Raw genomic sequence first — 13428 nt, 5'->3', positions numbered from 1 at the left:
AATTATGCCTCTTTTCTAAGGATATCAAATACTTGTCGTAAGTCTGCAATTAAATCTTCTGCTTCCTCAATGCCGACAGAGAAGCGTAATAAACGATCACAAACGCCACGCTCCACACGCTCTTCATAAGGCATATCTGCATGTGTTTGTGTAGCAGGATACGTAATAAAGCTTTCGACACCGCCAAGACTTTCAGCAAAAGTAATTAATTTTAAATTACGAAGGAATGGGTCAATCCACTCAGGCTTTTGTAAGCGGAATGACAGCATGCCACCTTTTCCAGTATAAAGAACATCTGTCACTAACGCTTCTTCCTCTAAGTAAGCAGCAATCGCCTTCGCATTTGCATCATGTTGTTTTAAACGAAGATGCATTGTTTTTAGACCACGAATAAGTAACCAGGAATCCATAGCTCCTAGCACCATGCCACTGCCATTATGAATAAAGCCAATGCGTTCGGCTAATTCTGCACCTTTAGCAACCACCAGTCCAGCTAAAACATCATTATGACCACCAATATACTTCGTTGCAGAATGAAGCACAATATCTGCGCCTAATTCAATAGGACGTTGGAAGTATGGCGTATAAAATGTGTTATCCACAATTAGCCATGCCCCATGCTTATGTGCTAACTCCGCATACACTTGTAAATCAAATTCCTGCATAAGTGGATTTGTTGGTGTTTCAATGAATATTGCACGTGTATTTTCATTCATTAATGCTTCCACCTGTTCAACCGATTCGAATTTTGAATAAACAGGCTTTATATTATAAGTATCTTGGAAGAAGTTAAATAGTCTATATGTACCGCCATATAAATCATCTGGCACGACTAATTCATCGCCTGGTTTAAATAGGGATAACACCAATTGAATGGCAGCCATCCCGGAACTACAGGCAAAGCCCATATCGCCACCCTCTAAATCAGCAATTCCTGCTTCTAAAAGCGCACGTGTTGGATTTTTTGTACGTGTATAGTCAAAACCAGTAGATTCACCAATCCCAGTATGTTTGTAAGCAGTCGATAAATGAATGGGCGGACTCACAGCTCCTGTTATTGGGTCACTTAAATTGCCTAGTTGTACAAGCTTTGTTTCAATACTTCTGTTTAATGTCATGACGTCACTCTTTTCTTCAATATTATTAAAAGCAACAACTTTCGCTTTCAATTTAATAGTATTCTCAATAATTGTTACCAATTTAACATGGATACTAAAGAAGAACAAGGTGATTTCTGAAAATTAGCTAGATTATTTATAGTTAATCACCTAGGAATAGTAGGAGATTAATTGTGAATTTATGCGAAATTATCCCTGTTAGCTTCGAATGGAATGAAATTTAGTCAAGTCCTAATTATTGTGTAAAATTCTATACAGAAGTTTTCAACCTAGCGTTTATTCATAGCTCTTGATTGGTGTAGCCAAATTTTGTTTATCCATTTAACAACACTACCATTTTTTTGCCCGTAACTTCCATGGGTTTATATCTCCACAGGCAGTAAAGGCTGTCAAAGGCTCTTTTCACTTTGATAGCCTTTACTGCTTGTGGAATACTCCATGAATGGAAGATACGTTGAAAAATACTTGTTCTATTTGGTTAAACCTTTTTTCTTTGAGTAAATCGTTTCTTGATACTGCATTAAAATAGCACCTACCAATCGAAAGGCAGACTGCGTATTTGGAAAGATTCGTATGACCTTTTCTCTTCTACGCACTTCTTGATTTAATCGTTCAAGTGAATTTGTACTTCGAATATGACAGCGTATATCTGCTGGATAATTCATGTATTGGATGGTATCTTCGAAACCTTCATCTAAGATAGTAAGAGCTTTTTCGTACTTTGGATTATTTCCAAATTGGTCCATTAATTCATCCTTAAACTTTCGAATATCTTCAAGGGTTACGGCTTCAAAAATGCGCTTCATCATCATTCGGATATCGACGGAGTCTTTTTTAGGAAGCTTCTCGATAATATTTCGTTTAAAATGCACATTACATCTTTGCCAAGCAGTGCCGATAAATTCACGCTGTATCGCTTTTTGAAGCCCTTGATGAGCATCTGAAATCACTAGTTGAGGTGATTGAAGTCCACGTGATTTGAGTTGTTTAAAAAAAGAGCTCCAACTATCAAAACTTTCAACATGATCCACACTTAAACCGATAATTTCGCGTTTATTTTCTTCCGTAATGGCCGTAGCGATATAAACAGCTTTTGATACGACACGTTGATGTTCACGTACTTTTATGTACATGGCATCTACAAAAACAAAAGGATAATACATGGTGTTTAATGGACGATTTGCCCATTCGTTCACGATCGGATCCAGTTTCTGTGTGAGTGAAGAAACAAAAGATTTAGAAACGGATTCGCCGCAAAGTTGTTCTACAATATGTGTGACTTTTCGTGTAGAGACGCCATTAATAACCATCTCCAGCATAGAAAGAACAAATGCCTGATCACAACGTGCATACTTGTCAAAAACAGTAGGAGAAAATTCACCATGACGCGTTCTAGGAACTTTTAGTTTTATCTTACCAATACTCATAGTCAGTTCACGTTCATAGTACCCATTACGGTAATCACGACGCTCATTAGAACGTTCATAGGCAGATGCATGAAGGAAGGCATCTCTTTCTTTTTCCATAAATTCATTTAAGACTAAAATAATAGCTGACTTTACAACAGCATCAATAGTGGAATTCATAACGGAATCTTTTAAAAGATCCATGTCTAGGTTAAACTGTAACTGGGTCATTTTTAATCTACCTCTCTTAAAATGTGTTCGTGGTTGAAAACATTCTAACCAAGAGGAGAGAAAATGACCCCTTTTCTTTTTACACAATTATATGGACTTAATCTGAAATTTTAACAGAGTGAGCGGTTTATACATCAAAAAGAGCGGATTCTAAGTAAAGAAGAGCGCTTTAGGTTCCAGAAAGAGCAGATTCTAAGTAAAGAAGAGCGCTTTAGGTTTCAGAAAGAGCGGATTCTAAGTAAAGATGATCGGTTTAGGTTCCAGAAAGAGCGGATTCTAAGTAAAGATGATCGCTTTAGGTTCCAAAAAGAGCGGATTCTAAGTAAAGAAGAGCACTTTAGGTTCCAGAAAGAGCGGATTCTAAGTAAAGATGATCGCTTTAGGTTCCAAAAAGAGCAGATTCTAAGTAAAGTTGATCGCTTTAGGTTCCAAAAAGAGCAGATTCTAAGTAAAGATGATCGGTTTAGGTTTCAGAAAGAGCAGATTCTAAGTAAAGAAGAGCACTTTAGGTTCCAGAAAGAGCGGATTCTAAGTAAAGAAGAGCGCTTTAGGTTCCAGAAAGAGCGGATTCTAAGTAAAGATGATCGGTTAGATTCAAAAAGGTGGGTTTCTAAAAAAGATTGTTCGTCCGCCTTCAAAAAAGTAGTTTCCAGCAGAAGGAATCGCTCTAAACTTCAAAGTAAGCGTTTCTATCTAGAATGGAACTGCTTCAATTTACGTAAAACTATCTTCCAGAATATAGATTGAGCAGAGAAAGTAAAGGATACCCATTAAGTTAGTGGATACAAGATAAAAAGTAGTGGATAGGACATGCAAAGTATCGGATAGAACGAGTAAAGTGGTGGATAGAGGAGAAAAAGTAAAGGATACGCATTAAATAGTAGGAGAACACCCGAAGTGAAGGATACAAAACAAAAACATCTGCCTCATTTAAATGAGAGACAGATGTTTTTACACCGTATGTTAGGCTTGTTCTTTTTTTAGCAAATCGCGAATTTCTTTGAGAAGTTCTTCTTTGGCATCGAGTTCAGGAGCTGGTTCTTCAACGACTGCTTCTTCTTTTTTACGTGTGAGCTTCGTCATAATTCGTAAGGCCATAAAAATGGCAAACGCTATAATTAAAAAATCAATGATGGATTGTAGAAATACACCAAAATTGATTTGGGCTTCACCTGAGCCAAAAACAAAACTCTTTGTTAAATCGATTCCACCTGTTAAAATACCGACCAATGGCATGATGATATTTTCAACTAAGGAGGTAACAATTTTACCGAAAGCACCACCAATGACTACTGCTACTGCTAGATCGACAATATTGCCTTTCATTGCAAATTCTTTAAAGTCTTTCCACAAGATAAATTCCTCCCTATTATTATCCAATAAAATGAATCAATCTGTATTTTACTATATTTTTACCAAACCTTTCAACTGCTTTCATGGTGGAAATGATGTACTTCATATATGTGGAAGACTTCATTTTTCAAAATCAAAAGATATACTACACATTACGGAAAATTTGGTAATATAGAAAAAGAATACTAGATTAGGTGTGACGTATGGCAAAGAAAAAGAATAACAAACCCATGTTATCATCTGCCACAAAATTGGGTATGATAGCATTATTGATTCCAATTGCAATAACTGTGTATGTCCTCACATTTTTTGCATGGAAGGAGCTTCAGACATTACCGATTTTCGAAAAGCTTGCCCAGCAAAAAGCAATAGAGGAGATTCAACAACATTTTGATATGAATATTCCTGAGCAATACATTCCCGTTTATGTAGCTGCAGAAGAAAAATATGGTGTACCATGGACATTACTTGCTGCGCATCATCGGATTGAAACACGATTTTCTACGGTAAAATCAATGGTATCATCTGCTGGGGCAGAGGGGCATATGCAATTTATGCCTTGCACTTTCGTTGGCTGGCAGCATCCCACATGCTCAGGTTTAGGAAAAGGAAACATCACAAAAACTGAATTAATGAATCCAGAGATAATTGCTAAATATGGAGGATATGGCGTAGATGCAAATGGGGATGGGATAGCCGATCCCTATGATATTGAGGATGCCGTATTTAGTGCAGCGAACTACTTATCCAAATACGGTGCTGGTACAGGGAATATTAAGAAAGCTGTTTATCAATACAACCATAGCGAGAAATATGTAAATGATGTGTTATATTACTACCAGTTGTATAATGATTTTCACGATGAACTCCAAGCAGCCGTTCTTTTAAATGAAGAAAAATAAAGAGCCACCACAACGGATGGCTCTTCATTACATATTTAAGTTGCTTTGCGCATACCTTTTAAAATAAGGCTGACGATAAAGATCAACACGACGGCACCAATTAGTGCTGGGAACACATAGAAATCACTTACTCTCCAGCCCCAGTTCCCTAAAACCATACTACCAATCCAAGAACCGACAATCCCTGCAATAATATTCCCGATGATGCCGCCAGGTACATCTTTACCTAAAATGACACCAGCTAACCATCCAAGAATTCCTCCGATAATTAAATACCAAATGAAACTAATCATTACTTTCATCTCCTTAAATTTAAGATATAATGGCGATTACTTAGTTATACCCTGAATGGAGTAGATTAAACACTGTGATCTTGTTTAGTAATTATTACATGTTGTCAATGAGGCTGTAGATAAGTGAATACAGCTCCTTTGCTATGCTCACTTTATAGCTAATCCAACTGCATAAATTACTGTGAAAATGTCCACATTAACTACAATTACTTCTATATTGTACATACACCGATTATCGCTTACTTCTATAGTATGTTCATGCATTCAATTCGTACCAGAAATGCTTGCAACGCTCAATCCCATGAACAATAAAAAAATCAGCCATTTGACTAAATTATTTGCTACTACAACCTTTTCATTCATAAAAAAATACATTATTTGTTGAAGCAGAATGTCCATTCTCCGTGCAGTCACATATTTCTTAGGTAAAATTTTTATTTGAGAAAAAGAAAAATGGGTAAATTTCCACTTTTTAATAGTTTGAAAATTCTGTATAAAGGGATTATAATGTAGAAAAGGAGCGTGGTCATATGAATATGGCTGTTATGAAACGTTTAAATCGTCAAGGCTTTTTAATTGCTGGTTTGCATTTACTAGTGATGCTAAATCTTGCAGCTGATTTCTTATACGCATCGTAACCAATTAAATAGAAAGGTGAATGAAATGTTTATCCCATATTAAAACAACCGTGTAGTCTTATTGAATAACAGGCTCACGGTTGTTTTATTTTGCTTAATTGTTTGAAAAAAGGAATTATTCCGTCAAATGTCAAATACATAGTACATACAAGGGAGTGATGAAATGACGACAAGATTGGATCAAGCGTTTTGTGATTTAGAAAGGCCATTTGCATGGTTGGACTTAGATGCACTAGATAAAAATATACAAATGGTGCAAGAGGCTTGTGGTGGAAAACAAATTCGTATTGCGACAAAATCGATTCGTTCTATTGAGGTCCTTAGTTATATACAGAAAAAACTTGTGAATGTTGTCGGCTTTATGACATTCACGGCAGCAGAGACTCTTTTTTTATTAGAACAGGGGTTTGATGATTTATTGCTTGGCTATCCAGTAATGGAGGAAGCAACGATTCGTCGATTGTTGCATTTTGTGAAAGAAGGAAAAATCGTCACGTTTATGGTAGATCGACCAGAACATATCGAACTATTGGCGAAATTAGGACAAGAGCTTGGAGTACGTGTACAGGTTTGTATTGATATTAATGTTTCGAATGATTTTAAAGTATTGTATTTTGGAACAAAACGTTCATCATTGTATTCTCTTGAAACATTGACACCTTTTTTACAAACCATTCAAAAGACTCCTTCAATTGAAGTGGTAGGAGCGATGGGCTATGAGGCTCAAATTGCGGGTGTTGGCAATCGTCCAGCGAATGCTTTAAAAGGTAGAGTCATAGAAGCCATGCAAGTACAGGCCAAAAAGCAAGTAACGCAATTTCGTCGATTAGCAATCGCTCATATCAAGGCCTATTTTCCGAATCTGCGCTTTGTTAATGGCGGAGGATCAGGAAGTATGACATATACCAATCAACAAAAGGAGGTAACGGAAATTACAGTTGGCTCAGCTTTTTATGCGCCTGCATTGTTCGATCAATTTACACATTTACAGCTAGAAAAGGCTGCTGGATTTGCCTTGCGTGTCACAAGAATGCCTGAAAAAAATATCGTTGTTTGTCATGGTGGAGGCTATACGGCTTCTGGAGCAATAGCGATGGATCGCTTGCCTGTATTCTATGACCCTACCACTTTTGCATATCTTAGCCTAGAAGGCGCAGGGGAGGTGCAAACACCAATTAAGGTCAAAGGAAAAAGCATCAATATTGGCGATACCATTTATTTTCGACATGCAAAGGCTGGAGAGCTTTGTGAGCGTTTTCAGGTCCTGCATGCTATTCGTGGGGACAAGTATGCAGGACCTTACACAACATACAGGGGGGATGGACAATGTTTTCTATAGAAAAATGGCGGAATGGTGAAAAGTGGACAAATTGGGCTGGGAATGTTATTTCCTATCCGAGCGAAATGTATTTACCACACTCTATTGATGAAGTTTCAGCCATTGTGAAGCATGCGTGTCAAGCAGGAAAGACAATACGTGTCACAGGTGCTGCACATTCTTTTAGTGCTGTGGCTATGCCTGAGCATATCGCTATTTCCTTACATAATCTGCGTGGATTAATCGCTGTGAATGAGGAAAGACAGGAGGCAACACTATGGGCGGGGACCTACTTATATGAAATTGGGCCGATGCTAGCGAAACACGGCTTTGCGTTAATCAATATGGGAGATATTCAGGAGCAAACCATTGCAGGTGCAGTGTCGACTGGTACACATGGCACAGGGGTTACGCTTGGTTCTTTATCGTCAGCTGTCGAGGCATGGGGATTTGTAGATGGCACTGGGACTTATCAGGAACATAGGAGAGGGATGGATGATTTATCTGAAGCGCTTCATGTATCTCTTGGAATGCTTGGTGTCCTTGTCAAAGTAACGATCAAGGTCATGCCACTTTATGGTTTGCATTATGTTGGGGCAAGAGAAACTTTGACAAATGGTCTTACATTGTTTGCCGAGGATATTCGTCAACATCGCCATGTGGAGTGGTTTTATTTTCCTGGTAGTGAAACCATTCAAGTAAAACGGATGAATGCGGTCGCGCCTGTTTTTCAAAGTGAATGGAATAAAAGAATAGAAACGTTAAAGCTTCAAATAGTAGAAAATGGTGCTTTCTATGCGATGTCAGAGTTATGTAAATGGAGACCAGAATTAAGTGGTGCTATGAGCAAGATAGCGGCTGCCAATGTTGTAGAAAGTGAAAAAGTAGGGATAAGCTATGAAATTTATCCTTCACCTCGTAGTGTGAAGTTCCAAGAGAGTGAATATGCCATCCCTTTATCACAATTTGAAGCTTGTCTGGAAGAAATTCATGCAACCTTTAAAAAAGGCATTTTTCATGTTCATTTTCCATTAGAGTGTCGAACAACTGCGGGTGAAGCAGGTTTTTTAAGTCCAACACAAGGTCGTGAGTCAGCTTTTATAGCCTTTCATATGTATAAGGGGATGGCGGAAGAACCTTATTTTAAATGGGTGCATACATTGATGCAAAAATATGAGGGTCGTCCTCACTGGGGAAAACAACATCATTTAACAGCGCAAACGGTCTATGCGTTGTATCCAGAGATTGAAAAGTTTTTAAAAATTCGACACCAATATGATCCCGAACAAGTATTTTTTACAGGATACTTAAAAAAATTGTTTCTATTGTAAGCGTTATCTCTATGATTGGGTGATTTAGCTTATTGAAATATATGGGAATTATTTATTTACTTATTTTTTGTTTATTGTTAAAAAATTAAAATTTGAACGAAATGTCAAAATTTTTATCAAAGCGAGATAAAACTGATGCTTAATCAGCATGTAAACGATTTCAATTTTGACAGATTTTTTGAATTGTTTAAACAATTCAAAAAATACTGTTGACGAGACCTTTTTTTCGTACTATGATAACAACAATTTAACACGTTCGTTACAGCAGTCATCATCTAAGAGACTGTTACTCTATAAACAAAAATTAAAAAGACAGAACATTTTGTCTATAGAAACGAACATAGTATGGAAAGCAATGAGGGGCGTTTAAAATGAGAAGTGACATGATTAAAGTAGGCGTAGATCGAGCGCCGCATCGAAGTCTTTTATATGCAACAGGCAAAGTAAAAGCAAAAGATCTAGGCAAACCATTTATTGGGGTTTGTAACTCTTATATCGACATAATACCAGGTCACGTTCATTTACGTACGTTCGCTGATGTAGTGAAAGAAGCTATTATTGAAGCGGGTGGTATTCCATTCGAATTTAATACAATTGGAGTCGATGATGGTATTGCAATGGGGCATATTGGTATGCGTTATTCCTTACCAAGTCGTGAAATTATAGCAGACTCAGCTGAGACAGTTATCAATGCACATTGGTTTGATGGCGTATTTTATATTCCAAACTGTGACAAAATTACACCTGGAATGCTTATGGCAGCAGTTCGTACGAATGTACCATCTATCTTTGTTTCGGGTGGTCCAATGGAGGCAGGTACTTCTGCAGCAGGGAAACAGCTTTCCTTAACATCTGTTTTTGAAGGTGTAGGGGCCCATAAATCAGGAAAAATGTCTGCTGAAGAGCTGTTGGATATTGAAAATAATGCATGTCCAACATGTGGTTCTTGCTCAGGAATGTTTACAGCAAATTCGATGAATTGCTTAATGGAAATGCTTGGTGTAGCTTTACCTGGGAATGGTACAATCGTTGCCACTTCTGAAGAGCGTCACAAGCTGATTAAAGAAGCAGCGAAACAATTAATTCGCATGGTTAAGGAAGACATTAAGCCACGCGATATTATTACAAAAGAAGCAATTGATGATGCTTTTGCGCTTGATATGGCAATGGGGGGCTCTACAAATACAGTGCTTCATACATTAGCAATTGCCAATGAAGCAGAAATAGATTACAACATTGAAGATATTAATAAAGTAGCAGAAAGAGTGCCTTATTTGGCAAAAATTATGCCTGCTTCAGATATTTCAATGGATGATATCAATAAAGCGGGTGGTGTTAGTGCCATTATTAATGAATTAACCTCTATTCCAGGTGCTATTCACCCGAACCGTCCAACCGTTGCAGGCGTCACAATGGGTGAGCTTGTCAAAGATTATCACATCACGAATGATCAAGTCATTCGAACAAAAGACAATCCCTATAGTGCTGTAGGTGGATTATCGGTCTTATTCGGTAACATCGCACCAGACGGCTCTGTTATTAAAGTAGGGGCAGTTGATCCTTCCATCAAAGTATTCAAGGGTGAGGCAATTGTCTTTGATTCACAGGAAGCAGCGCAGGAAAACATTGATAATGGAACGGTCAAAGAGGGCCATGTAGTCGTCATTCGCTATGAAGGACCTAAGGGTGGCCCAGGGATGCCAGAAATGCTCGCACCAACATCTGCAATCCAAGGTCGTGGCCTTGGCACAAAGGTTGCATTAATTACAGATGGTCGTTTCTCAGGGGCATCTCGTGGTATTTCAATTGGCCATATTTCACCAGAAGCTGCTGAAGGTGGTCCAATCGCTTTAGTAGAAAACGGAGATATTATCGAAATTGATCTACCGAATCGTACGATTAATGTACAAGTTTCAGATAAAGTTTTAGCTGAACGTCGTGCAAAATTACCAGTCTTTGAGCCAAAAATTAAACGTGGTTGGTTAGCAAGATATTCAAAATTAGTGACGAGCGCTTCCACTGGTGGCGTAATGAAAATTTAACAACTAGATAGATAAAAACGTTGATGAGGTTAAAGGTTCTAGAGCCTTGTATCTACCAGAGAGCCGGTCGTGCTGGAAGCCGGCGATACAACTAGATCCGACATCCCCTCGGAGTGGGCTATTAAACGTGTTTACACCATTAGATAGCTCCGGGCATAGTCGAAAGTGCTCGTTATTAATGAATAAATGTTTTATGACACTATATTGGATGCGAAGTCTTTCGCATTGGTGCATAAATGCAGTCATTTATTCGCGAGGTAGCAATTATTTGCTATAAAAAAGGGTGGTACCATGGAAAGTCTTTTTCATCCCTACGTAAGGTAGTTCTTTGCGTGTGGAGAAAAAGGCTTTTTATTATTTTCACGATGCAATTGAACAGCCTCTCAACTGAAAAGGAAGAGAGGAATAGTCAATCCAGCTATTGACACTTCACTAATCTACAACACTGATGTGTGAGTTTGAAAGAAATGAAGGAGGCATAATTTGATGAGTGCGAATGTTTCAATCAATGAACAAGAACAATTAGCTACAACAGCAACAGCTGAACAAACCTATCAAGCGAAGGACGGTGCAGATGTATTAGTGCAGGCATTGCACGATCAAGGCGTTGAAATCGTCTTTGGCTATCCAGGAGGAGCCGTATTACAAATCTATGATGCGATGTATAAAAATCCAATTCGCCATATTTTAACAAGACATGAACAGGGTGCGATTCATGCAGCGGAAGGCTATGCTCGTGTCTCAGGTAAAACAGGCGTTGTCATTGCCACAAGTGGCCCTGGTGCAACAAACCTTGTTACAGGTATTGCGGATGCCATGATCGATTCCATCCCATTAGTTGTTTTTACAGGACAGGTTGCGACATCAGTGATTGGAACAGATGCTTTCCAAGAAGCCGATATTATGGGGATTACAACACCGATTACAAAGCACAATTACCAGGTGCAGGATGTTAATGATATCCCACGCATTGTGAAGGAAGCTTTCCATATCGCTAGCACAGGTCGTAAGGGACCGGTTGTCGTGGATTTCCCAAAAAACGTTTCACAAGTGTTGTTTGATGTAGAGAATCCGCCACAAGCACCTGAGGAAATTTATTTACCAGGCTATCAACCAACGTATAAACCAAACTATTTACAAGTTCAAAAGGCGATTCAAGCCATTTCATTGGCAAAAAATCCAATCATTTTAGCTGGTGCAGGTGTTCTTTTTGCTGATGCACGGGAAGAATTAACGACCTTCGCAGAAAAATATCGTATTCCAGTAACGAACACATTACTAGGATTAGGCTCCATTCATGGTGAACATGATTTATTCCTTGGAATGGCGGGGATGCACGGTACGGCTACAGCGAATACAGCAATTACGAAATCGGATTTATTACTCAATATTGGAGCACGATTTGATGATCGTTTAACAGGTAATTTAGCCACATTTGCACCGAATGCAACGATTATCCATATCGATATTGATCCTGCTGAAATTGGCAAAAATGTACCGACAGATATTCCGATTGTTGCCGATGCAAAAGAGGCTTTAAAAGCACTGTTGAAAAAGGATTTCCAAGGTCCTGATACAGCTGATTGGCTAACTTATTTAAGAAATCATTCCATTGAATACCCATTGTGGTATTGCAAGGATACAAATACACAAGAAATCTTACCACAAGAGGCATTGCAATTAGTGCACAAGATTACAGAGGGTGATGCCATTGTGACGACAGATGTTGGGCAGCATCAAATGTGGGCAGCACAATACTACCATTTAAATAATGATCATGCATGGGTAACGTCTGGTGGACTTGGTACGATGGGCTTCGGCTTCCCGGCCGCAATTGGCGCCCAATTTGCGAAGCCAGACAAAAAAGTTATTTCGATTGTAGGAGATGCAGGATTCCAAATGACGGCACAGGAGCTGTCCATCCTACAGGAATTTAACTTACCAGTAAAAATAGTGATTTTGAATAATAGCTGTCTTGGCATGGTGCGTCAATGGCAACAAACATTCTATGAAGAGCGCTATTCATCATCACTTATGCCGATCCAACCAGATTTTGTTAAGTTAGCTGATGCCTATAACATTAAAGGCTATCGTATTAACACAATCGATGAAGCAGAGGCTATTTTCCGTGAGGCACTGCTTTCTGATGAGCCAGTATTAATTGATTGTCGAGTGAAACAGCTTGAATGTGTTTACCCAATGGTAGCACCTGGCAAAGGCTTACATGAAATGATTGGGGTGAAAAAGAATTGAAACGAGTAATTACCGTAACTGTGATTAACCAAAGTGGTGTATTAAACCGTTTGACAGGTTTATTGATGAAGCGTCAGTTCAATATTGAATCGATTACAGTAGGTCATACGGAGCAACCAAATTTTTCAAAGATGACCTTCGTTGTCAACGTAGAGGATGAACGTAAAATCGAGCAACTAGTGAAACAGTTATCCAAGCAAATTGATGTGTTAAAAGTCAATGATATTACTGATAAATCGATTGTTCTGCGAGAGCTAGCACTAGTAAAGGTGATTTCACCACCAAATTTACGCTTAGAAATGAATTCGATTGTTGAACCGTTCCGCGCACAAATTATTGATACAGCCAAAAATGTTGTGACGTATCAAGTAGTGGGACATCCAGAAAAAATTGATGCCTTTATCGAACTCATTCGACCATATGGCATTAAAGAACTTACACGTACAGGAGCAACTGCCTCCGTTCGTGAAACACAAAAAATCTCAAACCCGCAGCTCTCTATTTTAAAATAGTTTGCATATAAAAATGAATAGCTTTATAGAC

10 protein-coding genes are annotated in these 13428 nt (G+C 38.4%); 6 read left to right on the top strand and 4 right to left on the bottom strand.

Annotated elements, in window-relative coordinates; genetic code table 11:
- Window positions 1-2 precede the first annotated feature (2 nt).
- The 3 genes from JTI58_RS23675 to mscL all read right to left on the bottom strand — a co-directional run bounded on the left by JTI58_RS23675 (window position 3) and on the right by mscL (window position 4108).
- Window positions 3-1118, bottom strand: a complete 1116-nt coding sequence (locus tag JTI58_RS23675; RefSeq protein WP_205444119.1) for a methionine biosynthesis PLP-dependent protein — start codon at window positions 1116-1118, stop codon at window positions 3-5.
- Between the two features lie 470 nt (window positions 1119-1588).
- Entirely contained in the window at window positions 1589-2755 is a 1167-nt protein-coding gene (locus JTI58_RS23670) for an IS256 family transposase (protein WP_066037801.1), read from the bottom strand.
- Window positions 2756-3718: 963 nt separating this feature from the next.
- A complete protein-coding gene (mscL, locus tag JTI58_RS23665; RefSeq protein ID WP_004231397.1) occupies window positions 3719-4108 on the bottom strand; it encodes a large conductance mechanosensitive channel protein MscL in 390 nt (129 codons plus the stop codon).
- A gap of 203 nt (window positions 4109-4311) precedes the next feature.
- On the opposite strand from mscL, the gene JTI58_RS23660 reads away from it, so the two are divergent.
- Window positions 4312-5010, top strand: coding sequence for a lytic transglycosylase domain-containing protein (locus tag JTI58_RS23660; RefSeq protein ID WP_205444118.1), 699 nt, complete (start codon window positions 4312-4314; stop codon window positions 5008-5010).
- Window positions 5011-5045: 35 nt separating this feature from the next.
- Here the strand turns inward: JTI58_RS23660 and JTI58_RS23655 are convergent, their stop codons facing one another.
- Complete coding sequence (locus tag JTI58_RS23655; protein ID WP_036123271.1) at window positions 5046-5303, bottom strand: GlsB/YeaQ/YmgE family stress response membrane protein; 258 nt, start codon at window positions 5301-5303, stop codon at window positions 5046-5048.
- A gap of 801 nt (window positions 5304-6104) precedes the next feature.
- Here JTI58_RS23655 and JTI58_RS23650 point away from each other — a divergent pair.
- From JTI58_RS23650 to ilvN, 5 genes are all read left to right on the top strand, one after another.
- Window positions 6105-7280 (top strand): amino acid deaminase/aldolase, encoded by a 1176-nt coding sequence (locus JTI58_RS23650; protein ID WP_205444117.1) that lies wholly within the window; start codon window positions 6105-6107, stop codon window positions 7278-7280.
- A complete protein-coding gene (locus tag JTI58_RS23645; protein WP_205444116.1) occupies window positions 7268-8590 on the top strand; it encodes a D-arabinono-1,4-lactone oxidase in 1323 nt (440 codons plus the stop codon). The genes JTI58_RS23650 and JTI58_RS23645 overlap by 13 nt, the downstream gene beginning before the upstream one ends.
- 371 nt (window positions 8591-8961) lie before the next feature.
- Window positions 8962-10632, top strand: a complete 1671-nt coding sequence (gene ilvD, locus JTI58_RS23640) for a dihydroxy-acid dehydratase (RefSeq protein WP_205444115.1) — start codon at window positions 8962-8964, stop codon at window positions 10630-10632.
- Between the two features lie 486 nt (window positions 10633-11118).
- Window positions 11119-12885 carry a biosynthetic-type acetolactate synthase large subunit gene (ilvB, locus tag JTI58_RS23635; protein WP_205444113.1) on the top strand — a complete coding sequence of 589 codons (1767 nt, stop codon included), beginning with the start codon at window positions 11119-11121 and terminating at the stop codon, window positions 12883-12885.
- Window positions 12882-13397, top strand: coding sequence for an acetolactate synthase small subunit (gene ilvN, locus JTI58_RS23630; RefSeq protein WP_036123293.1), 516 nt, complete (start codon window positions 12882-12884; stop codon window positions 13395-13397). Before ilvB ends, ilvN begins: the two co-directional genes overlap by 4 nt.
- Window positions 13398-13428 lie beyond the last annotated feature (31 nt).

The sequence above is a fragment of the Lysinibacillus fusiformis genome, assembly GCF_016925635.1.
GTDB lineage: Bacteria > Bacillota > Bacilli > Bacillales_A > Planococcaceae > Lysinibacillus > Lysinibacillus fusiformis_F.
Note: the sequence above shows the minus strand (reverse complement) of the source record. Positions and strands in the feature narration are given on the sequence as shown.